A 22,238-nucleotide genomic window follows, 5' to 3' on the forward strand; every position below is an offset into this window, starting at 1 on the left:
TTAGATTAGTTTGTTTTTAAAATAACTGGCAATCGCATCGCAGATGCGAAAAGATGCTTTTCCGTCGCCGTAGGGGTTCACCGCATGAGCCATGGCATCGTAGGCGGCGGGGTTATCCAGAAGATTTTGGGTAACCGCAAGGATGTGTGATTTATCCACTCCGCCCATGACCACGGTTCCGGCGGCCACGGCTTCGGGCCGTTCGGTTTCATGACGCAGCACCACCACTGGTTTCCCCAGAGCCGGCGCTTCCTCCTGAATACCCCCAGAATCCGTGAGGACCAAATAGGTTCGGCCCATGAGGTTGGATATTTCAGCATAATCCAAAGGTGCTAAAATATGAACCCGATCAAGCTCTTCCAGCAGTGGAAGGGCTTTTTCTGCGATTAGCGGGTTGGGATGCATGGGGAACACCACTTCAATATCCGGATTTGTGAGAACCAGTTCACGAATGGCCGAAAAAATATTTTCCATGGGTTCACCCAGATTTTCCCGACGGTGGGAGGTCAAAAGAATAACGCGTCGGTTATGATAATCAATGGTATTCAGAACCGGGGTTTCAAAGCGATAATCTTTTTTAACCGTCATCAGCAGGGCGTCAATAACCGTGTTTCCAGTGATGACGATATTTGCCACGGGAATATCCTCAAGAAGAAGATTGTCCCGATTTCCAGCGGTTGGGGAAAAATCAAGATCCGCCATTTGCCCGATGAGGGTACGATTCATTTCTTCAGGGAATGGTGAATACTTGTTTTTGGTACGCAAACCGGCTTCAACATGACCGATGGGAATTTGCTCATAGAAAGCTGACAGGGCTGAGGCAAAGGCCGTGGTGGTGTCACCGTGGACCAAAATCATGTCCGGGTTTTCTCTTTCCAAAATGGGCTTCAAATCTTCCAGAATACTGGCAGTAATATAGGACAGGGTCTGTCCGGGTTTCATGAGATTCAGGTCATAATCCGACTTAATGGAAAAGATTTCGAGAACCTGATCAAGAATTTCCCGGTGCTGTGCGGTTAGGGTCACAAGGGTTTCAAACCGGGAATCATTTTTTAATGCAATCACAAGGGGGGCCATTTTAATGGCCTCGGGCCGGGTACCAAAGAGGACCATGATTTTAATTTTTCTCAATAGCTTACTCGCTTTCAATCAGATTTATTATAAAGCAGCCCTAAAAGAGCCTGGAGATTATCATAGGAGTAGGCATTATCGTCATATCCGAATCCGCCATAAAGTTTACTTTGCTGATCAGTGTTTTGATGTTTTTTCAATTGATTCAGGGCATTGTCCGTTAGAAACTCATTTCCTAAAGCCGCCCCAATTTGGGCGGCGAGTCCATAGGCGGCCGAAGAAGTTTGAGTATCCAGGGCTTCGCCGCTATCGGGATCATAGTAAGAATAAAGTGTTCCGGAAACTGTTTTTTCTTCCAGCCACTCAATTGACGCGGTGGAATACATCCCGGCCTGGGCTAAATTCAGCATAACCATGAGACTGTCCAGAATATTGATGCTATTATCCAAGTCTTCATAGCTGGCATTTTTAATATTATAAGTTTTATGATACAACGGTAATTCTTCACTGATAAAGCTGCCCAGAAGTATCTTTTCATTGGTCTTGAAAGCTTCCCGGAGCTCCGGGATTTCCTGAGCTAACGAGGCTAATGACTCCAGATTGATGTATGCTGTTTCAACGGTAGTAACAGTTGTGGGATTGGCATTACCGTAGTAATCGACCAGGTAATTGGCATGAAAGCCCCGGGAGGACAACTGGGTTTCCAGGGTTTCCAATAAAAGCTTGCCGGATTCGTTAAGGGGCCCCTGACTTTTTTTCAAATAAAGGGTTTGGTAGATCCGCAAATCGTCAATGGTCGCAGATACATCGGTGATCGGACTGCCGTTTTCCACAATGCGCCAGAGCAGAATATCGTTATCAATAAAATGGTTCAGGATATAGTCTGTTGTAGCATTGAACAAGGAATCATCATCGGTTAAGCGGGCGTATTCCAAAAGCAGTCCCATGGATTCTGAAAGAATTTCATGACCGGTGGATAATTCCGAGATGTCATCGCTGATTAATAAATTGGTGTAGACTCCTCCCAGCGGCGAGGTCAGTTCCTCGCTGATAAAAGAATGACATTGCAAAACCGCCGGGGAAGCCGGAGTAATCACCGATAAGGGTTTATTAGCTGAGGTTTCATATTTTTCCGGAATCCGTGGTTCCGGGTTTCCCGGGACACAACCACCTACCAAAAGCAGACCGGCAAGAAGAACACCTAAAATCTTTATTTTTTCCATGGAACCGCTGGCCTTTTATATTTTCGTCTGCCACTGAGCATGACCTTCCGGATCAGATTAATACTAGAGGAAACCAGGACGATCCCCATGGCCAAAGCACCGGAAATCCCCAGGGTATGAAGGCCGGTGGTAATACCAAGATCAATACTGCCGCCCAGAAGATAAAGCATGGTGTAATAAACCCCTCCTCCGGGTACCAGCGGAATCAGGGCAACGGCCAGATACAGGGTGGTTGGAGTTTTGGTAACCCGGGCCATCATTTCGGCATAGAAAGAAATAGTGATGGTGGCTAAAAAGTACAAGGCAACATCACTTGCGATGATGAACTGAAATAAAACATAGGTCAGCTGCCCCAGAAATCCGCCAATTGCCGAAAAAAGCAGTTTGTTTTTGGGAATATTAAACACCAGCGCAAAGGCAAAAGAACCGCCAAAGGCATAAAGACAGGGAGCAATAAAAGCCATCATCACATACCTCCAAAAGCGCTCAAAAGACCGAGCGGAATACCCACTCCGGTGGCAATACCGGTTCCGATCAATAGTGCTTCAATACCTTTTGTAAGCCCTGAAAGATAATCGCCGGCAATAATATCCCGAATGGAGTTGGTAATGGCAAGACCCGGAACCAGGGTCATAATTGAGCCAATGATAATGGCATCCATTTGGCTGGTTAATCCCAGGCCCGTGGCACCTAAGGCAATTGTCGCAGCAATAAAACCACCGACAATATTGATGAAAAAAATGTTTGTTTCAAAACGGGTCATGACGTCCATTTGCAGTTTAATGCCAATTCCGATAACCAGGCCGATACAACTGGCTTGAAAATTGCCGCCAAAAAACAAAGTGAACATTAGCGACACAAAGCCAAGCGCTAAAACCTGAAGGAAATATGGATAGGGCGGAGCGCTATTGATGCGATGGAGTTCGGTTAGCACGTCATCATAGGACAAATCTTCATAGCAAACCTGACGGGAAAGACTGTTGATATATTCCACCTTCATCAAATCGATGCCCCGTTTATGAATCCGGTGTGTTCGCGTCATGTGGTCACCGTTTGCCAGCGTTATGCCCATAATAATAGTGGTTGGTACAACAAAGATCTCCGCATTTCGAGCACCCATAGCCATGCAGATACGCTGCATCGATTCCTCAACCCGGTAGGTTTCGGCCCCATTGGACAGCAGCACAACCCCGATTTCCATGGCAATATGACTGAGTTGAGCACCTGTCATTATAATTCTTCCAAAATGGCATCAATGACCCGGTGGGCCACCGCATTTTTGGATAAAAGCGGGAGTGCTTCGGTTTTTTCCGGAGTGATTATGGTCACGCGGTTGGTAGAGGTATTGAATCCCGACCCGGTTTCCTTGAGATTATTGGCAACCATCATATTAACATTCTTTTTATGGAGCTTGCTGATGGTATTTTCGACCATATTTTGAGTTTCCATGGAAAAACCGCAAAGGAATTGATCCGGCCGTTTTTTCTCGCCTAAGGTTTTTAAAATATCAATGGTTGGAGACAAAAGGATTTCACGATGCTCGTTTGTTTTTTTTATTTTTTCGGTGGAAACATCTTTGGGCTTGAAATCAGCAACCGCCGCGGCTTTGATGACAATATCGGTGTTTTCAAAATGATCCATTACCGCAGCACACATTTCACTGGCAGAAAATACGGGTATTACTGTCACAAAGGGAGGCGGTGTCAGTGCCGTTTTTCCGGTGATCAAGGTTACTTCAGCACCCCGGAGCATGGCGGCATTGGCCAGAGCGTAACCCATTTTTCCGCTGGAACGGTTGGTGATATAACGAACCGGATCGATGGACTCACCGGTTGGGCCGGCGGTTACAAGTATTTTTTTGCCATCAAGATCTTTGGGGTAGGCCAGCTCACGGACAATGTGATCGATAAGCAGGGTTTCTTCGGGTAGCTTTCCGATGCCCATGTCTTTACAGGCTAAAATACCGGTTGCCGGATCGATAATTTTATACCCGAAGCCCTTGAGCTTCTTGAGATTATCCTGGACAATCGGGTTTTCATACATGGCTGTGTTCATTGCCGGGGCAATGAGTTTCGGGCAGCGACAGGCCATGATGGTGGTGGTAAGCATATCGTCGGCGATGCCGCCGGCAATTTTGCCGATAATGTTTGCCGATGCCGGGGCGACCAAAAAAAGATTGGCTTTTTTGGACAATGCCACATGGGCGACGCTGTAATTGATGTTGCGATCAAAGGTGTCCACAATTGTTTTGTTGCCGGTCAGGGTTTCAAATACCAGGGGAGAAATAAACTCCCGGGCATTTTTTGTCATGATGACGTGAATATCACAACCCAGTTTAGAAAGGCCACTGGCAACATTCGCCATTTTATAGGCGGCAATGCTACCGGTAACACCCAGAACAACGGTTTTATTTTTCAATAGATTTTTCATAATAAGTTCCTTTATAAGCAGTATTTTCATTTAAGCCACTGAGGGTCTCCATTATTATACCAAAGGGAACCATTAAGAGTAAAGTAAACATAAGTTTTACTTGAATTTTTATTAAAAAGCAGTTAAAATAAAGTTGCATTGTATCCAGCCAGACTGGAACGATAGCAGGAGGAATTAAATGAAAAACACAAAGACCAGCGATTTGGTCAAAGTCTCTCTTTTTGTAGCTATTATTGTGCTTATGGCGGTAACTCCATTTTTAGGCTACATTCCATTGGGTTTCACCCGGGCTACCATTATTCACATTCCTGTCATTATCGGCAGTATTCTGCTGGGACCAAAGTATGGGGGGTTTCTTGGCTTTGTTTTTGGGCTGACAAGCCTGCTCAATAATACGTTTAATCCCACGGTCACATCCTTTGTTTTTACACCCTTTTATTCTCTGGGAACCTATTCCGGAAATTTTTGGAGCTTGGTCATTGTTTTTTTGCCGAGAATTTTAGTGGGAATCGTTCCTTACTATATTTATCGGGGCATGAAAAAAGTTAAGGATAATGATGTCCTGGCACTGGGTGTTGCAGGTGTTGGCGGATCCCTCACAAATACTTTATTGGTAATGAGTTTTATTTATTTGTTTTTTGGTCAAAGCTATGCCCAGGCAAAAAATGTTCCTCTCTCAACGCTTTATGGTGTGATCATCTCGGTTATTGCCGTCAATGGGATTCCAGAGGCCATTGTTGCCGGGATTCTGACCATTGCTATATGCAAGGTTTTGATAAAATACACAAACGCGTCGACATTGGAATAAGAAAAATAATTAATCTTAAAATAAGATCATACTGACGGTGAGACTGTTTCTGAATTTAAATTTGGAAACAGTTTTTTTATATCAAAATCGCAAACAATGCTTATTTTGCTTTGCATAAAATGAAAAAAAATATATAATGAAGCCGGAATTGAAATTTAAGGTGAATTGGAGAATAAATGGAAAAGATAAAACAGGTCCTGGTTTGGTTGCTGATGATCCTGATGATATTTGGCGTGATGGGATCATCGGTTTTCGGTGCTACCGTAAACGATGACAGCACCATAAATTTGAAAATTATTCACACCAATGATACCCATTCACGGTATACTTACAGCGTGAATCAAACCATTGGTTTTGCCAAGCTGAAAACCATCATCAATCGGGAAAATCCCGATCTTACGGTGGATGCCGGGGACATTTTTCACGGACAGTCTTTTGCTACCATAAAAGAGGGTGGGAGCATTGCCGAGCTGATGGCTGCAGTTGGCTATGATGCCATGGCCCCGGGCAATCATGATTTTAATTATGGCAGTTCACGATTGCTGGAACTGGGAACAGCCGCAAAGACAAAGATACTGGGCGCAAATGTTTCCTATACGGATTCAGGAAACCCGTTTTTCGAAGATCCCTACCTAATAAAAGAAATAAATATTGATGGAAAAATTATTAAAATTGGGGTATTTGGACTGATCAGTCCGGATATTTATTCAGCCACCGCCCCGGCCAATGTTGCCGGACTGACCTTTGGAAATCGGGAAACTACCGTTGCAACCGCCAAAGAGTTGGTTGCGACCCTTGAAGGACAGGGTTGTGATGTGATTGTGGCGCTGACTCATATCGGGGATTCAAACGGTGGAGAACTGATGCGCAGTGACGCCATTGCCCAGGCGGTATCGGGGATTGATGTGATTGTTGACGGACACACCCACGATGTTGAAAACCGGGAAGTCAACGGAGCATTGATTGTTCAGACTGGATGTTATTCCAGTGCCGTGGGCGAAGTCGAGATTACCATAAAAGAAAATGATGTTCAGTTTACAGAAGAAACAGCAGTGACCCAGAAAAATGAGCCCGTTGCGATCCAGGCCGTTGAATCGACGTACACTGTGGAAAGTAAGGTGGCGACTTTGACAAGCGTGGCCCAGGCAACTGATGATCTCATTCCCGCAGATGAAACAGTGGCTAATCTGATTGCGGCACTTGAAGCTGAAGAGGAGCCCATTAAAGATGAGGTGATTGGAAATACTCCGGTAAAACTCGGAGGCAATACAGGTAATATCTGGGAAGATGTTCGTTTGGGGGAATTGAATCTGGGACGGGTGCTTACGGACAGTTATCTTTTCACAACCGGAGCGGATATTGCCGTTGAAAATGCCGGGGGAATTCGCGCTGAAATCGCCGCCGGGGATATAACCATGGGCCAGGTGATTGATGTCTTACCATTCGGAAATTATCTTGTCACTAAAAAAGTGTCAGGGGCAGATATTCTGAGTATGTTGGAAACCAGCATTGAAATAGGTGTGAATGATCAAATTGCCAGGGATAAAAATGATAATTCCTGGCCATCCTATAGCGGCAGTTATCTCCAATGGGGTGGCATCAAGGCCCAATATGATCTTTCAAAACCAAAAGGAGACCGGGTGTATTCGGCAGAAATTGGCGGCATTGATTTGGATGCCGGTCAGATGTATACCGTGGCCTGCAATAATTATCTGGCGACCAGTTCTGATTATCCGGAGTTAAAAGCTGCTGATGAAATGAATGAATATGCAGCCTGCGATGAGGCCTTCACCGGATATTTGCAGGGCACCGGGAATGAACGATTGCTAAATGCCATTAATAATTCAAATATCACCGAAGCAAGAATGCCTGAACCCGTTCCAAAGCCTCAACCTGTGAAGCCAGAACAAAAACAAAGTTCAAATAATCCTAAAACCGGAGTTAGGGAGTCAGGTTTGTTAAAGGTGTTATTGGAAGTGTTATTTTCTGAAAATGCAGTTATCAATTTGAAAAAATAAAGGTAATTGTAAAGCTCACGGCACTTTTGCTTTTACCAATTTGGGGAAATAATTAAGGAGGTGCAAAATTTTTAAACCGGGAAACTTCCAGAAATACATGGACCTGGCCATTGAGATGGCCAGGTTGGGAGCTTTAATGGGCGAGGTTCCCATTGGAGCAGTTTTAGTATGTCAAGGTTTGGTTATTGCAAAGGCCCATAATCAAAAAGAATGCCTGGGTGACCCCACCGCCCATGCGGAAATGCTGGTTATTCGACAGGGGGCAAAAAAACTGGGGCGATGGCGGTTGGATGACTGCGGTCTCTTTGTTACCGCTGAACCTTGTGCTATGTGCATGGGAGCCATTATCCAGGCCAGAATTCCAAAGCTGGTATACGGTGCCACTGAGAAAAAATTTGGCGGGGTAGAGTCCACGGCACAATTGGGACAACACCCGATGCTTCCCAAACATATGGAAATATATGCCGGGATTTGTGAAAAGACCTGCGAGGAGCTTTTGAAAGAATTCTTCCAAAAGAAGCGATAAAGTTTTTAAAACCCGTCTTGTGTGTTAAACTAGAATCATTAAACATTAGGAGGACGAAAAAATGAATGAAAAATCAAAAGTATATTTTACTACCCTGAGAACCACCGGGTCCAATAATATTTTGCAAAAGTTGAAAAAGCTCGTATTGGCAGCGGGCTTGGGTGAGATTGACTTTGAAAATAAATTTGCCGCTATAAAAATTCATTTAGGTGAGCCGGGAAATCTTGCTTACTTGCGACCCAACTTTTCTAAGGTTATTGTGGATATTGTCAAAGATCAGGGTGGGAAACCCTTTCTAACGGATTGCAATACCTTGTATGTGGGTCGTCGGAAAGACGCACTTGAACACATGGATGCGGCTTATGAAAATGGGTATAATCCTTTTGTCACCGGCTGTCATGTGATCATTGCCGATGGGTTAAAGGGCACCGATGATCTGGAGGTTCCTGTAGAAGGCGGCGAATATATCACCGAAGCGAAAATTGGCCGGGCCATTATGGATGCCGATGTTTTAATTTCCATGACCCATTTTAAAGGCCATGAAAATACCGGGTTTGGCGGAACCCTGAAAAATATTGGCATGGGAGCCGGTTCGCGACGGGGTAAAATGGAAATGCATTCTTCAGGCAAACCTTTTGTGAAAGCGAAAAAATGTCGAAGCTGCAATGCCTGCGCGAAGATCTGTGCCTTTAATGCCATTTCCTTTAGCCCTGAAGATGGCAAATCGAGCATCAATCACGATATCTGTGTTGGCTGCGGCCGCTGTATGGGGATCTGTCCGTTTGATGCGATCTCAGCACCCTTTGACGAAAGCAATGATATTCTCAACAAAAAAATTGCCGAATACACTAAAGCCACCATTAATGGACGTCCTCAGTTTCATGTCAGCTTTGTGATTGATGTTTCCCCTAATTGTGACTGCCATGTGGAAAATGATATGCCCATTATCCAGGATGTGGGTATTTTTGCATCCCTTGATCCGGTAGCCCTGGATATGGCCTGTGCGGATGCCTGCAATAAGGCCCCGATTATTAAGGGTAGTTATCTGGAAAGTCAGATTGAACATCAACACGTTCATGACCCGGAAAATAAGGACCGATTTACCATTGCCCACCCGGATACCAACTGGGAAGTATGCATTGACCATGGGGTAAAAATAGGTTTGGGCAACAAAGACTACGAGATCGTCGAAGTATAAACTATTGTGAACTCGCATAAATTGGCTTGGCAACTTAATTGATTATCATTACCCGGAATAATCTCGGATATCCAGCTGAGTAGGTTTCAATCGGTTATCAGAACAAGCGGCCAAACCTTTAAAAAAATATGATAAGAAAAACAGTAACCGATATCATAATTTCTTTCGTGTTTTCTGATTGACAAAGCCAAAATAAATAGATATAATGACAAAAATAATAAAAGAACAGCGATGACCAAGAGAAAGATACCAATAACTGAATTTTAGAGAGTTGGAGAGTGGTGTGATTCCAATAATTCGGTGGTATGTAATACTCGCTTGCGAGCTGCTGACCTGAAAGTTTACAAAGCCAGTAGGGAAAGCCGTATCCTTTGAGGATTGTCAACGTTAAATGACTATGGTTAGGAGTGCTCTGTGCATTCAGACCAGATAAGGAAATAACCGTGAGGTTTATTTCATATTAGAGTGGTACCGTGGATAACTTATCCGCCTCTGTTTTCAGAGGTGGATTTTTTGACGTTTTAGTAATAACAAAAAGAAACGGCATATAATAATCACTATGAAGTGATTTTATATAATAAGAAGTTTGAAAACATTTCAAGGAGGAAATTAACAAATGGCTAAATTATTTTATGATGTGGATTGTAATCTGGGGTTATTAGACGGAAAAACCGTTGCTATTATTGGTTACGGAAGCCAGGGACATGCCCATGCCCTGAATTTAAAAGAATCCGGTGTTAATGTTGTGGTTGGTCTTTATGAAGGAAGTAAATCCTGGCCTAAAGCAGAAGCCGCAGGACTTAAAGTAATGACTGCAGCCGATGCAACCAAAGCAGCGGATATCATTATGATTCTTCTTCCTGATGAATTACAGGCAGGGATTTACAAAGAAAACATTTTACCAAATCTTTCACCAGGAAATTATCTTGCATTTGCCCATGGTTTTAACATCCATTACGGACAGATTAAACCACCGGCAGACGTCAATGTCTTCATGATTGCCCCAAAAGGCCCTGGACACACTGTCAGAAGTCAATATCAGGAAGGTCGAGGCGTTCCAGACCTTATTGCAGTTTATCAGGATCCAACCGGCAATACCCATGATATCGGACTTGCTTATGCATCTGGCATTGGCGGAGGCCGTGCAGGTATTCTTGAAACAACTTTCAAAGAAGAAACCGAAACAGATTTATTTGGCGAACAAGCGGTACTTTGCGGAGGCGTAACAGCTCTAATGAAAGCTGGCTTTGATACCTTGGTTGAAGCAGGTTATCAGCCAGAAAGCGCATACTTTGAATGTGTTCACGAAATGAAATTAATCATTGATTTAGTGGTACAGGGTGGTTTAGGCTACATGCGTTATTCCATCAGTGATACTGCTGAATACGGGGATTATATAACCGGAAGCAAAATCATTACCGACGAAACTAAAAAAGCCATGAAGGGTATTCTTTCAGATATTCAGGATGGTACTTTTGCCCGTAACTGGATCCTTGAAAACCAGGCGAATCGTCCATATTTCAATGCTGTTCGCAGAATAGAAACTGAAACACAGGTCGAAAAAGTTGGCGCTGAGCTTCGTACCATGATGTCATGGATTAAGAAATAATTCATCGTAGCATAACAACATAGAAACACTAAAAAAGGGCAGAAGACCTTCTGCCCTTTTTTGTAAAAAAAATACGAAAATTTGTTATAAATTATAAATAAATAGGAGGAGATGCAATGAGCAGAATTATTAAAATATTTGATACCACCCTTCGGGATGGGGAACAATCACCGGGCTGCAGTATGAACTTGAAAGAAAAATTAGAGATGGCGAAACAGCTGGAACGTCTTAAAATTGATGTCATCGAAGCGGGATTTGCCATTGCATCTCCTGGAGATTTTGAATCTGTTCGTCTGGTTGCCAATGAAATTAAAAATGCCACCGTGGCAAGTTTGGCAAGAAGCACAGAAAAAGATATCACCGCTGCCTATGAGGCCTTAAAAGGTGCGGTAAACCCCCGGATTCACTTCTTTTTGGCAACCTCCGATATCCATATGGAGTATAAACTGCGCATGACCCCAGAGGAAGTTTTGGAAAAAGCGGTAAAAATGGCTCGATTTGCCAGAAATCTTTGCGGTGAAGTCGAATTCTCGGCAGAGGATGCATCGCGGACCCGGCCAGAATTTCTATATCGGGTTTTGGAAGGTGTGATAAACGAAGGGGTTACCGTGGTTAATGTTCCCGATACCGTGGGATATACAACCCCGGGCGAGCATTTTAAATTCATTGAAGCAATCAGACATAATGTGCCAAACATCGATAAAGCGACTATTTCCGTTCATGTTCACGATGATCTCGGATTAGCAGTGGCCAACAGCCTGGCAGCCATTCAGGCAGGAGCGGGACAGGTTGAGTGTACCGTCAATGGGATCGGGGAACGGGCCGGAAACGCGGCACTGGAAGAAATTGTCATGGCATTAAAAACCCGTCACGATATCTATCAGGCGGATACCAATATCGATACCACTCAGATCTACCGTTCCAGCCGGTTGTTATCCAAGTTAATTGGCGTTAAGGTACAACCTAATAAAGCCATTGTTGGCGAAAATGCGTTTGCCCATGAATCAGGGATTCATCAGCATGGTATGATGGCCAACAAAGAAACCTATGAAATTATGACACCGGAATCCATTGGCTTAAAACAAAATAAAATGGTTCTTGGAAAACACTCCGGCAAGCACGCTTTTGTGGACAAGCTTTCATCGCTTGGCTACACATTCACTTCCGACGAAGTGGTGGAGCTCTTTAATCAATTTAAAGTGTTGGCAGACAAGAAAAAGGATATTTCGGATAAAGATATTCTGGCCCTGGTGGAACAAAAACAATTGGCCATTCCCGCGGTTTATTCCCTGGATCGTTTTATCATCAGCACCGGAAATACCATTTCGACCGCAGCGACCATTCGTTTAAGGAAAAACGGCGACCTCATCGAAGGGGTATCCCTGGCAGATGGTCCCATCAGTGCCGGATTTAAAGCCATTGGCGTTTTAGTTGACGAGGAGTTAACCTTAATTGACTACGGTGTTGAAGCCGTAACTGATGGCACCGATGCCCAGGGCGAAGCCCACGTAAAAATTTCCGACGGAACCCACTTTTACCATGGTCGGGGTTTAAGTACCGATATCATTGATGCCAGCTTAAAGGCATTTGTGGATGCCGTGAACCAAATGCTTTATATCCAGGAAACACAAAAGGAAAAAGCTTAGAAACTTATAGGCAATTGCGAAATTGGTAAACATGGAACAATGGTTGCTTTGATGGCAGTTTTCACAAACAATTTTGTAACGTTGAGGCGGACATCTCGAAGAGTGTCCGACGTAAAGTGGAAAAATTGTTTCGTGTAAGCTGGCAGCGAAGCTCACGGTAGTTTGGCAATTAGCTATTAGAAACTTAATATAGGAGGATCGCAATGTCTGAAAAAATATTGATTTTTGATTCGACCTTAAGGGATGGTGCCCAGGCAGAGGGAATTTCCTTTTCTGTGGAAGATAAAATGCGCGTTATGGAAACCCTGGACAAAATTGGCGTGGATTATATTGAAGCCGGGAACCCTGGTTCAAATCCCAAAGATATTGAATTCTTTAATCGCATTAAAGGCTTACAGCTTAAACACGCCAAGCTGGTGGCTTTTGGGAGCACCCGTCGGGGTGGAATTTCAGTTGAAGAGGATGCCAATCTGAAAGCTATTCTTGAGACGCAAACCCCGGCGGTGGCCATATTTGGAAAAAGCTGGACCTTTCATATAACCGATATTATTAAAACAACGCTGGAAGAAAATCTTCGCATGATTGAAGATACCATGGCTTATCTGAAAGCGATGGGAAAAGAAGTGACCTTTGATGCCGAGCATTTCTTTGATGGCTATAAGGCGGATCCGGTTTATGCCATTGAAGCATTACTGGCAGCCCAGGCCGGCGGAGCCGATTGTCTGGCACTTTGTGACACCAATGGCGGGGCGCTGCCCTTTGAAATAGCAGAAATAGTAAAAGACGTTCGAAAAAAGTTGGCTATTCCATTAGGTATTCATTGTCATAATGATAGTGGGATGGCTGTAGCAAACAGCATTATGGCGGTTCAGGCCGGCGTTCGTCAGGTCCAGGGAACCTTCCTTGGCTATGGTGAACGTTGCGGCAATGCCAATCTGGCCTCAATCATCCCTAATCTTCAACTGAAAATGGGATATCATTGCCTGGCGTCAGAAGAATTACTAAAACTTACCTCCTCCGCCATTCGGATTGCCGAAATCTCAAATTATGTGCTCAGCGGCCGGGAACCCTTTGTCGGGAAATCAGCCTTTGCCCATAAGGGTGGGATGCACATTGATGCGGTCATGAAAAACCCTCAGTCCTTTGAGCATATTCCACCGGAAGCGGTGGGGAATGAACGGCGAATTCTGATGTCAGAGGTTTCGGGCCGCAGCACCATTATTCAGCTGATCAACGAAGTGGATCCCAGTCTCACCAAGAAATCAGAGGAAACCACCCGGGTCATGGATCGGATTAAGGAACTTGAATACCAGGGCTACCAGTTTGAAGGTGCCGAAAGCAGCGTGAAACTTCTGATTCTTAAGGAGTTGGGAAAATACAAACCCTTTTTCACTCTGGAAGACTTTAAAACCATTGGCGAGCAGCCTCATCATAAAGAAGCCTTGAGTTCATCAGCGGTGGTAAAAATCAACGTTGACGGTCAGTCGGAAATCAATGCCGCCGAAGGCGATGGACCTGTTAACGCATTGGATAAGGCTCTGAGAAAAGCCTTGGAAGTTTTCTATCCCAACATTCGCGACGTCCGCCTGACGGACTTTAAAGTTCGGGTCATTGACTCAAAATCAGCCACCGCCTCCAAGGTCAGGGTGCTCATTGAAAGTTCGGATGGCCAGGATATCTGGTCAAATGTGGGAGTGTCCACGGATATTATCGAAGCCAGTTTAATTGCCCTCATCGATTCCATTGAGTATAAGCTTTTAAATGATATGGAGCGGCAGTCTGACAGCAGATAACGAACTGATTCCCACAGAATTCAGTAAGATATAAAAAGGAGATGAGTGACATTGGGAATGACAATGACTCAGAAAATATTAGCAGCCCATGCAGGGTTAAGTGAGGTAAAACCAGGGGATTTAATTATGGCTGATCTAGATCTCGTGCTAGGAAATGATATTACCGCACCAGTGGCCATAAACGTATTTAAAGGCATTAATGCTAAAACCGTTTTTGATAAAGATAAGGTGGCATTGGTCCCCGACCATTTTGCTCCAAATAAAGATATACAAGCCGCAGAACAATGTAAGATGATGCGTCAGTTTGCCGGAGAACAAGATATTACCAACTACTTTGAAGTCGGCGAAATGGGTGTTGAACATGCTCTTCTTCCCGAAAAGGGATTAGTGGTTGCCGGTGATTTAGTCATTGGTGCAGATTCTCACACCTGTACCTACGGGGCGTTAGGCGCATTCTCAACCGGGGTTGGGAGTACCGATATGGCTGCCGGTATGGCCACCGGAAAAGCCTGGTTTAAAATACCAGCAGCCATAAAATTTAATATTACCGGAAAAATGAACCAATATGTGTCCGGGAAAGACGTCATTCTTCACATCATCGGTATGATTGGTGTGGATGGGGCACTGTACCAATCCATGGAATTTGTCGGGGAAGGGATTGCCAATCTTACCATCGATGACCGTTTTACCATTGCGAACATGGCCATTGAAGCCGGTGCCAAAAACGGCATCTTCATTGTTGATGATCAAACCATTGATTACATCAAGGCCCATTCATCAAAAGAATTCACTGTCTATACAGCAGATGAAGATGCACAATACGAAAGAACCATTGAAATTAATTTATCAACCATCAAACCAACCGTTGCTTTCCCGCATTTACCGGAGAACACCAAAACAACCGACGAAATCACCGAACCGGTGATCATCGATCAGGTCGTTATCGGTTCCTGTACCAATGGCCGTTTATCAGATTTTGCCAAGGCCGCAAAAATATTTGAAGGCCGCAAAGTTGCCAAAGGCATCCGCACTCTGATTATTCCGGCCACCCAGAAAATTTACCTGCAGTGTATGGAACTGGGTTATTTTAAAACCTTTGTCGAAGCCGGCGCGACGGTAAGCGCGCCTACCTGTGGTCCCTGTTTAGGCGGCCATATGGGCATTCTTGCCAGCGGTGAGCGTTGTGTGGCAACCACCAACCGTAATTTTGTAGGCCGCATGGGTCATGTGGATTCAGAAGTTTATCTGGCAAACCCTGAAGTGGCGGCAGCTTCTGCTATTTTAGGCCGGATTGCCGATCCCAGCGAATTACCTAAATTATAGGATCAAGGAGATGCTATGAAAGTAAAAGGAAAAGTATTTAAATATGGCAACAACGTTGACACCGACGTTATCATACCGGCACGGTACCTGAATACCAGCAACCACCAGGAACTGGCTAAACATTGTATGGAAGATATCGACGCTGATTTTATTAAAAATGTCCAGGATGGGGATATTATGGTTGCCAGCAAAAACTTTGGCTGCGGTTCCTCAAGAGAACACGCTCCCATTGCCATTAAGACCGCAGGAATTTCCTGTGTCATCGCAACTGATTTTGCCCGCATCTTTTACCGAAATGCCATTAACATTGGCTTACCGATTTTAGAGTGTCCGGAAGCTGCGGCTAAGATAGAAGCCGGGGATGAAGTTGAAGTAGATTTTGACACCGGCCTCATTACCAATATTACCAAAAATGAAACCTACCAGGGCCAGGCTTTCCCGGAATTCATGCAAAAAATCATAGCAGCCGGCGGCTTGGTCAACAGCATTAACAAAAAACTATAGAAACCCAAATAATTTAAAATTAAGAAGGAGAGTTAGCCTATGAATTATAAAATAGCCGTAATACCCGGAGATGGTATTGGACCAGAAATCGTTGGGGTCAGCACCAAAGTCCTTGATAAAATTGCCGAAAAATTCGATCATACCTTTGATTATACCGAGGTTCTTGCCGGAGGTGTTGCCATTGATGCCTGTGACAACCCACTGCCCCAGGAAACCGTTGATATTTGTTTAGCCAGTGATGCCGTTCTTTTGGGAGCCCTTGGAGGTCCTAAATGGGATAATCTTCCTGGCGACAAACGTCCAGAAGCCGGACTGTTGGGACTTAGAAAAAGTTTGGGCCTTTATGCCAATCTGAGACCTGCGATTCTGTATCAAGAACTAAAAGATGCCTGTCCCTTAAAACCTGAAATTATCGGAGATGAACTGGATATGATGGTGGTGCGTGAACTCACCGGCGGTATTTATTTTGGTGAAAAAGGTCGGGATGGCGATTTTGCCGCCTGGGACATTATGAAATACAGCAGACCGGAAGTGCTTCGTATTGCCAGAACAGCATTTACCATTGCCATGAAGCGTAACAAAAAGGTCACCAATGTCGATAAAGCCAATGTATTGGAAGTTTCTCGTTTTTGGAGAAGTATCGTAATCGAAGTTTCCAAGGATTTTCCTGAAGTAGAACTCAACCATTTATATGTGGATAATGCTGCCATGCAACTGGTGATTAACCCCAAACAATTTGATGTCATCGTAACCGGAAACCTGTTTGGCGATATCTTATCCGATGAAGCCAGTATGATCACCGGATCTATCGGCATGCTTCCTTCAGCCAGTATGGCAGATGGAAAATTCGGAATGTTCGAACCCATCCATGGTTCAGCACCGGACATCGCCGGTCAGGATAAAGCCAACCCCATTGCGACGATTGTATCCGTAGCCATGATGCTGCGTTATTCCCTGGACTTAATCGAAGAAGCCGACGCCATCGAAGCGGCAGTTAAGAAAACACTTGCCCGAGGCTATCGAACCGGAGATATTTATACCGAAGGAACGACCTTGGTCGGAACCATCGAAATGGGTCAGCGGGTTATGGAAAACCTCTAAGCTTCACGCAGTAAAGAATGTCAGATAATTGCGAAACTGGCAGCGAAGCATACGGCAGTTTCGCAATTACCTATGAAAAGTATGGATAAGAAAGGATATCAAATGAAAAGTGATCGTGTAAAAAAAGGAGTTGAAACAACTCCGCAACGTTCTTTATTTAAAGCCATGGGTTATATTGATGAAGAACTGGAACGCCCATTAATTGGGATAGTTAATTCATTTAATGAGATTGTACCGGGACATATTCATTTAAATACCATTACCAAAGCAGTTAAGGAGGGGGTTCGAATCGCCGGAGGCACACCCATTGAATTTCCTGTGATAGCGGTTTGTGACGGTATTGCCATGGGACATGTGGGAATGAAATATTCTCTGGCTTCCCGGGAGCTCATTGCCGACTCCATTGAGATTATGGCCACAGCCCATGCCTTTGATGCCTTGGTTCTTGTTACAAACTGTGACAAGATTGTTCCGGGAATGCTTATGGCAGCGGCACGACTCAATATTCCGGCAGTGGTTATCAGCGGTGGTCCCATGTTAACCGGAAAGTCATTTGGGAAAAAAGACACTGATTTAAATACTGCCTTTGAAGCAGTTGGTGCCTATAATGCCGGGAAAATTGATGAATACGAGCTCAAATCATATGAAGATTCGGTATGCCCCGGTTGCGGTTCCTGCTCAGGGATGTTTACCGCCAACAGTATGAATTGTTTAACCGAGGTACTGGGTATGGGTCTTCCTGGAAACGGTACCATCCCCGCAGTTTTTGCGGAACGAGTCCGTCTGGCAAAAAAAGCTGGGATTCAAGTCATGGAAATGCTGGAACGAAACATCAGACCAAGAGATATTATGACGGAAGCTAACTTTAAGAATGCTCTGGCCTGTGATATGGCACTGGGATGTTCAACCAACAGTATCCTCCACTTACCGGCTATTGCCTATGAAGCAGGAGTCATTATTAATCTGGATGAGGTCAATGAAATTTCAGCTAAAACCCCTCATTTATGTAAATTGGCACCGGCAGGTCAACATCATCTTGAAGATTTATATTATGCCGGAGGTATTCAGGCATTAATGAAAACCTTAGCGGATGGAAATCTTATTGATGACAGTTTAATGACGGTGACTGGCAAAACCATTGCTGAGAATATTCAGGGTGTAACCAATAAAAACCCAGAGGTCATTCGGACCTTGGATAATCCATACAGTCCAACCGGCGGTTTAGCCATACTTTTTGGTAACTTAGCCCCAGATGGCGCGGTTGTTAAACAGGGGGCTGTGGCACCCGAGATGTTAAAACATCAGGGACCGGCAAGGGTCTTTAATTCCGAAGAAGACGCAACCAGCGCCATTAAAGCGGGAAAAATTGTCAAAGGTGATGTTGTCGTCATTCGTTATGAAGGTCCCAAAGGCGGTCCGGGTATGCGGGAAATGTTATTTCCCACCTCGGCCATTGCCGGCATGGGTTTGGATAAGGACGTCGCGCTGATTACCGATGGCCGATTCAGCGGCGCTACCCGTGGTGCGGCCATTGGCCATATTTCACCCGAAGCAGCTGCCGGGGGAGCGATTGGCCTTGTTGAAGAAGGTGATCTCATTGCCATTGATATTCCCAACCGTTCGATAAAGTTAATGGTGGATGATGCTGTTTTAGAAGAACGAAAAGCTGCCTGGATTCCTCAGGAGCCTAAGATTAAAACCGGTTATTTAGCGCGATATAGTAAATTGGTTACTTCTGCCTCTACCGGCGCAGTGTTTGAAAAATAAAACTCAAAAATAATATTAGGAAGGAAGTGAGAATTTGAAAAATAAAGATTTGTTAATGGGTTCCGAAATTACGGTTCGTTGTTTGGAAGAGCAGGGAATCAAGTATGTATTTTGTTTCCCTGGCGGTGTTGTTATTCCATTATTTGATGCTTTTTACCGATTGGATCATAACATTACACAAATTGGACCCTGTCATGAACAAAATGGTGTCCATGCAGCCGACGGGTATGCACGAACCAGCGGTACTGTCGGTGTGGCTATTACAACTTCAGGCCCCGGAGCAACCAATGCCATTACCGGTATTGCCAATGCCTATTTGGATTCAGTACCACTGGTTGTTATCACCGGCCAGGTTGCTTCACCACTGCTGGGAAAGGATTCCTTCCAGGAAATTGATATTACCAGCGTGACCATGGAAATCACCAAGCATAATTATTTGGTAACCAAGGTTGAAAAATTGGCGGATACAATTCGTGAGGCGTTTGTTATCGCTCAATCAGGAAGACCCGGGCCGGTTGTCATTGATATCCCAAAAGATATTTTTATGGCAAAAACAGACTATCAGTGGATGGACATTCCAAAACTTAAACAGAACCATCCAAAACTCAATGAGGATAAAATAGCAGAAGCGATTGCCGCTATCAAGGCAGCAAAAAATCCTGTGATATATGCGGGTGGAGGTGTTCTCAAATCCAAAGCAAGTGAAGAGCTTCTGGCATTTGCAGAAAAATCTGGAGTACCCGTGGCAAATTCATTGATGGGTTTAGGCGGCATCCCCAGAGATCACGAATTATCCCTGGGGATGGTTGGCATGCATGGTTTTCAGGAAACCAATTTAGCGGTGATCAATTCAGATTTACTCATTGCCATTGGGGCACGATTCAGTGATCGTGTCACCGGAAACTGCAATGCCTTTGTGCGAAACAAGAAAATTGTCCACATTGATGTGGATCCCACCGAATTTGCCAAGAATATTCCTGCCGAAATTCAAATACAGGGGAATATTAAAGATGTGTTGCCGCTGCTTACTCAGGGAATCGAGAAAAAAGTATATCCGGAATGGTATGAAAAGATTAAAAACTGGATAATTCCCTGCAAAATCCAAAACGCTTATAATCCTAAAAATATTCTCAACACAATTAACGCGGCATATCCTGAAGCCTATGTTGTCACTGAAGTTGGACAGCATCAAATGTGGGTAGGACAATACTGGAACGTGAAACGACCGGCACAGTTCGTCACTTCAGGAGGGTTGGGTACCATGGGCTATGGCCTGGGGGCTGCTATGGGTGTTAAACTGGCAAATCCCGACAGTGATGTACTTTTAATTGCCGGAGATGGCAGTTTCCGGATGAACTGTCAGGAACTGATCACTGTGAGTAAGTACAAGATTCCAATAAAAATCTTTCTTTTTGACAATGAAGCTCTGGGAATGGTCAGGCAGTGGCAGAAGCTGTTTAGCGAAAAGCGCTATGCCGAAACCGATATTGTCCAATGCACGGATTATCTGATGCTGGCAGCAGCCAGCGGCATTCCCGGTTATAAGGTAACCACCATGGCAGAAATGGCAGATGTTCTTGAAAAAATCAAAGATCAGGAAGGTCCTTTACTGGTGCATGTGAAAATCTCCAACGAAGAAGGGGTTTATCCCATTGTTCCGGCGGGATGCGCCATTGATGAAATTTATTATGAATAATTAATACGAATCCCAACTTGATAGGCATAGATATCAGGTTGGTTTTTTTATCAGTTAATTAGTTTTCTTGAAATAATGCCATTGCGCAAGATGAATTTTATTAACTATAAAGCACAAAGATTTCCACTTGTTTTAAATTGATTATTAGGTGGAAGCGGGATATAATTATAAAAAATGTTTCATAGAAAGAGGTGAATAAGTAATGTGGCTTAAAATAAAAAGATTATTCTTCATGAGTTTAGTTGTCGGAGTTTTGGGCGGCGTTATTGGTGGCGTCACCTGGATCTTGCTTTTTACAATGAATGTCGGCATAGATCTATTATGGTATCTTATTCCCACCCGACTTAATTTTGTATTCTATCCTCTGGTGGTCTGCGCCATCGGTGGCGTTCTCATTGGTTTCTGGGAAAAACGATTTGGCCGATATCCCCGGGAATTAAGTGACATAATGGCAGAGGTCAAAGCAGGTGAAAAAATACCTTATAATAACCTTCACATCATTGGGATTGCAGCGCTGATGCCACTTATTTTTGGCGGTTGCATCGGCCCGGAAGCAGGACTTGCAGGGATCATTGTCGGGCTGTGTTTTTGGTTTTCAGACAAGTTCAGGTTTGCCTTTTCAGAAATTGATGAAATTGCCAAGATTGGAATGGCAGCTACCGTCGGTATTGTTTTCGGATCGCCCTTATTTGGATTTTTCAATCAGATTGAAGATGAAAACCAACAACCTGTGATCCCCAAAAATAAAAAAATGCTCATGTATTTTATTGGTATAATTGCCGGATTTGGTGCCTTTAACCTGTTATCCTCGATTTTCGGAGGCACTCCCGGTTTGGGCCAATTTCCACCCATTGAAAACACCGGTGGCATCGAATGGGTTTCCGCGATACCGCTGGCATTAGTAGGCGGTTGTATCGGTATGTTATATTTCGTCTTCAAACGTCTGGTTAAGGTAGCTATTCGACCGATAAAAAATTATATTGTGCTTAATGCTGTTCTGGCTGGGGTAATTCTTGGCGGCGTGGGAATTATTCTACCCTACACCATGTTTTCCGGTGAACATCAAATGACCGAGCTCATGACGACCTGGCAGAACATGGGTTTCGTATTACTTTTTGTAACCGGAATTGTGAAATTACTGATAGGAAATATCTGTATCGAAATGGGATGGCGAGGCGGACATATTTTTCCTGTCATTTTTTCAGGGGCTGCCATCGGTTATGCCATTGCGATCTTCCTGCCCATCGATCCGATCTTTTGTGTAGCGGTGGTAACCGCAGCACTTACGAGTGCTATTTTAAGGAAACCATTGGCGGTTGTTTTACTGCTTCTTTTATGCTTTCCCATCAATGGTATTATTCCAATGACAATCGGTGCATTCATTGGTGGCGCTATTCCAGTACCAAAATTTTTGCGAGAAATCTAGCGCTAAAGAATTCTAAACCCGAAAATTTTAAGGCCATTATTTGGGTAGCTGTATAGTCAAAAGGTATACAGCCAAAAATAATGGCCTTTGTTTACAGCA

General features: G+C 44.2%; 18 protein-coding genes. 13 read left to right on the forward strand and 5 right to left on the reverse strand.

All coding sequences use genetic code 11. The annotated features are described in order from the left end of the window. From wecB to coaBC, 5 genes are read right to left on the reverse strand one after another with little or no spacing between them, the layout of a single operon-like run. Complete coding sequence (wecB, locus tag AKG39_RS04310) at nt 1–1,131, reverse strand: non-hydrolyzing UDP-N-acetylglucosamine 2-epimerase (RefSeq protein ID WP_278277916.1); 1,131 nt, start codon at nt 1,129–1,131, stop codon at nt 1–3. Nucleotides 1,132–1,145: 14 nt separating this feature from the next. Then, nucleotides 1,146–2,294, reverse strand: coding sequence for a hypothetical protein (locus tag AKG39_RS04315; RefSeq protein ID WP_050739131.1), 1,149 nt, complete (start codon nt 2,292–2,294; stop codon nt 1,146–1,148). Beyond that, nucleotides 2,282–2,761 carry a threonine/serine exporter family protein gene (locus AKG39_RS04320; RefSeq protein WP_242852552.1) on the reverse strand — a complete coding sequence of 160 codons (480 nt, stop codon included), beginning with the start codon at nt 2,759–2,761 and terminating at the stop codon, nt 2,282–2,284. Before AKG39_RS04320 ends, AKG39_RS04315 begins: the two co-directional genes overlap by 13 nt. After that, the gene (locus AKG39_RS04325; protein ID WP_050739132.1) at nt 2,761–3,525 is read right to left on the reverse strand and encodes a threonine/serine exporter family protein; all 765 of its coding nucleotides are present in this window, start codon (nt 3,523–3,525) and stop codon (nt 2,761–2,763) included. The genes AKG39_RS04320 and AKG39_RS04325 overlap by 1 nt, the downstream gene beginning before the upstream one ends. Next, the gene (gene coaBC / locus AKG39_RS04330; protein ID WP_050739198.1) at nt 3,525–4,724 is read right to left on the reverse strand and encodes a bifunctional phosphopantothenoylcysteine decarboxylase/phosphopantothenate--cysteine ligase CoaBC; all 1,200 of its coding nucleotides are present in this window, start codon (nt 4,722–4,724) and stop codon (nt 3,525–3,527) included. The genes AKG39_RS04325 and coaBC overlap by 1 nt, the downstream gene beginning before the upstream one ends. 178 nt (nt 4,725–4,902) lie before the next feature. Between coaBC and AKG39_RS04335 the strand changes: the two genes are divergently transcribed. The 13 genes from AKG39_RS04335 to AKG39_RS04395 all read left to right on the forward strand — a co-directional run bounded on the left by AKG39_RS04335 (nt 4,903) and on the right by AKG39_RS04395 (nt 22,139). Beyond that, nucleotides 4,903–5,532, forward strand: a complete 630-nt coding sequence (locus tag AKG39_RS04335; protein ID WP_050739133.1) for an ECF transporter S component — start codon at nt 4,903–4,905, stop codon at nt 5,530–5,532. Nucleotides 5,533–5,708: 176 nt separating this feature from the next. Next, nucleotides 5,709–7,550 carry a bifunctional metallophosphatase/5'-nucleotidase gene (locus AKG39_RS04340; protein WP_050739134.1) on the forward strand — a complete coding sequence of 614 codons (1,842 nt, stop codon included), beginning with the start codon at nt 5,709–5,711 and terminating at the stop codon, nt 7,548–7,550. A 67-nt stretch (nt 7,551–7,617) separates the two neighbouring features. Next, on the forward strand, nt 7,618–8,076 hold the full coding sequence (locus AKG39_RS04345) for a nucleoside deaminase (protein ID WP_479714961.1): 459 nt from the start codon (nt 7,618–7,620) through the stop codon (nt 8,074–8,076). A 61-nt stretch (nt 8,077–8,137) separates the two neighbouring features. Next, on the forward strand, nt 8,138–9,274 hold the full coding sequence (locus tag AKG39_RS04350) for a DUF362 domain-containing protein (RefSeq protein WP_050739136.1): 1,137 nt from the start codon (nt 8,138–8,140) through the stop codon (nt 9,272–9,274). 616 nt (nt 9,275–9,890) lie between these two features. Then, nucleotides 9,891–10,883, forward strand: a complete 993-nt coding sequence (ilvC, locus tag AKG39_RS04355) for a ketol-acid reductoisomerase (RefSeq protein WP_050739137.1) — start codon at nt 9,891–9,893, stop codon at nt 10,881–10,883. A gap of 116 nt (nt 10,884–10,999) precedes the next feature. Next, nucleotides 11,000–12,529: a 2-isopropylmalate synthase gene (locus tag AKG39_RS04360; RefSeq protein WP_050739138.1), complete on the forward strand. Its 1,530-nt coding sequence runs from the start codon at nt 11,000–11,002 to the stop codon at nt 12,527–12,529. Nucleotides 12,530–12,732: 203 nt separating this feature from the next. Further along, nucleotides 12,733–14,322, forward strand: coding sequence for a citramalate synthase (cimA, locus tag AKG39_RS04365; protein WP_050739139.1), 1,590 nt, complete (start codon nt 12,733–12,735; stop codon nt 14,320–14,322). A 51-nt stretch (nt 14,323–14,373) separates the two neighbouring features. Further along, entirely contained in the window at nt 14,374–15,645 is a 1,272-nt protein-coding gene (leuC, locus tag AKG39_RS04370; protein WP_050739140.1) for a 3-isopropylmalate dehydratase large subunit, read from the forward strand. Between the two features lie 15 nt (nt 15,646–15,660). Continuing rightward, nucleotides 15,661–16,149, forward strand: a complete 489-nt coding sequence (gene leuD, locus AKG39_RS04375; RefSeq protein ID WP_050739141.1) for a 3-isopropylmalate dehydratase small subunit — start codon at nt 15,661–15,663, stop codon at nt 16,147–16,149. A gap of 39 nt (nt 16,150–16,188) precedes the next feature. Beyond that, nucleotides 16,189–17,250 (forward strand): 3-isopropylmalate dehydrogenase, encoded by a 1,062-nt coding sequence (gene leuB / locus AKG39_RS04380; RefSeq protein WP_050739142.1) that lies wholly within the window; start codon nt 16,189–16,191, stop codon nt 17,248–17,250. A 102-nt stretch (nt 17,251–17,352) separates the two neighbouring features. Beyond that, nucleotides 17,353–19,017 (forward strand): dihydroxy-acid dehydratase, encoded by a 1,665-nt coding sequence (gene ilvD, locus AKG39_RS04385; RefSeq protein WP_050739143.1) that lies wholly within the window; start codon nt 17,353–17,355, stop codon nt 19,015–19,017. A gap of 34 nt (nt 19,018–19,051) precedes the next feature. Further along, nucleotides 19,052–20,713, forward strand: a complete 1,662-nt coding sequence (gene ilvB, locus AKG39_RS04390; RefSeq protein ID WP_083439406.1) for a biosynthetic-type acetolactate synthase large subunit — start codon at nt 19,052–19,054, stop codon at nt 20,711–20,713. A 202-nt stretch (nt 20,714–20,915) separates the two neighbouring features. Next, nucleotides 20,916–22,139, forward strand: coding sequence for a chloride channel protein (locus tag AKG39_RS04395; RefSeq protein ID WP_050739144.1), 1,224 nt, complete (start codon nt 20,916–20,918; stop codon nt 22,137–22,139). Nucleotides 22,140–22,238: the final 99 nt, after the last annotated feature.

The organism is Acetobacterium bakii, from assembly GCF_001263355.1.
In the GTDB taxonomy this organism is placed as follows: domain Bacteria; phylum Bacillota; class Clostridia; order Eubacteriales; family Eubacteriaceae; genus Acetobacterium; species Acetobacterium bakii.

Excerpts from the sequence above, each read along its gene's own strand:
- AKG39_RS04315 (WP_050739131.1), bottom strand. The coding sequence starts at position 2,294 with ATGGAAAAAATAAAGATTTTAGGTGTTCTTCTTGCCGGTCTGCTTTTG.
- AKG39_RS04320 (WP_242852552.1), bottom strand. The coding sequence starts at position 2,761 with ATGATGGCTTTTATTGCTCCCTGTCTTTATGCCTTTGGCGGTTCTTTT.
- AKG39_RS04325 (WP_050739132.1), bottom strand. The coding sequence starts at position 3,525 with ATGACAGGTGCTCAACTCAGTCATATTGCCATGGAAATCGGGGTTGTG.
- coaBC (WP_050739198.1), bottom strand. The coding sequence starts at position 4,724 with ATGAAAAATCTATTGAAAAATAAAACCGTTGTTCTGGGTGTTACCGGT.
- AKG39_RS04335 (WP_050739133.1), top strand. The coding sequence starts at position 4,903 with ATGAAAAACACAAAGACCAGCGATTTGGTCAAAGTCTCTCTTTTTGTA.
- AKG39_RS04340 (WP_050739134.1), top strand. The coding sequence starts at position 5,709 with ATGGAAAAGATAAAACAGGTCCTGGTTTGGTTGCTGATGATCCTGATG.
- AKG39_RS04350 (WP_050739136.1), top strand. The coding sequence starts at position 8,138 with ATGAATGAAAAATCAAAAGTATATTTTACTACCCTGAGAACCACCGGG.
- ilvC (WP_050739137.1), top strand. The coding sequence starts at position 9,891 with ATGGCTAAATTATTTTATGATGTGGATTGTAATCTGGGGTTATTAGAC.
- AKG39_RS04360 (WP_050739138.1), top strand. The coding sequence starts at position 11,000 with ATGAGCAGAATTATTAAAATATTTGATACCACCCTTCGGGATGGGGAA.
- cimA (WP_050739139.1), top strand. The coding sequence starts at position 12,733 with ATGTCTGAAAAAATATTGATTTTTGATTCGACCTTAAGGGATGGTGCC.
- leuD (WP_050739141.1), top strand. The coding sequence starts at position 15,661 with ATGAAAGTAAAAGGAAAAGTATTTAAATATGGCAACAACGTTGACACC.
- leuB (WP_050739142.1), top strand. The coding sequence starts at position 16,189 with ATGAATTATAAAATAGCCGTAATACCCGGAGATGGTATTGGACCAGAA.
- ilvD (WP_050739143.1), top strand. The coding sequence starts at position 17,353 with ATGAAAAGTGATCGTGTAAAAAAAGGAGTTGAAACAACTCCGCAACGT.
- AKG39_RS04395 (WP_050739144.1), top strand. The coding sequence starts at position 20,916 with ATGTGGCTTAAAATAAAAAGATTATTCTTCATGAGTTTAGTTGTCGGA.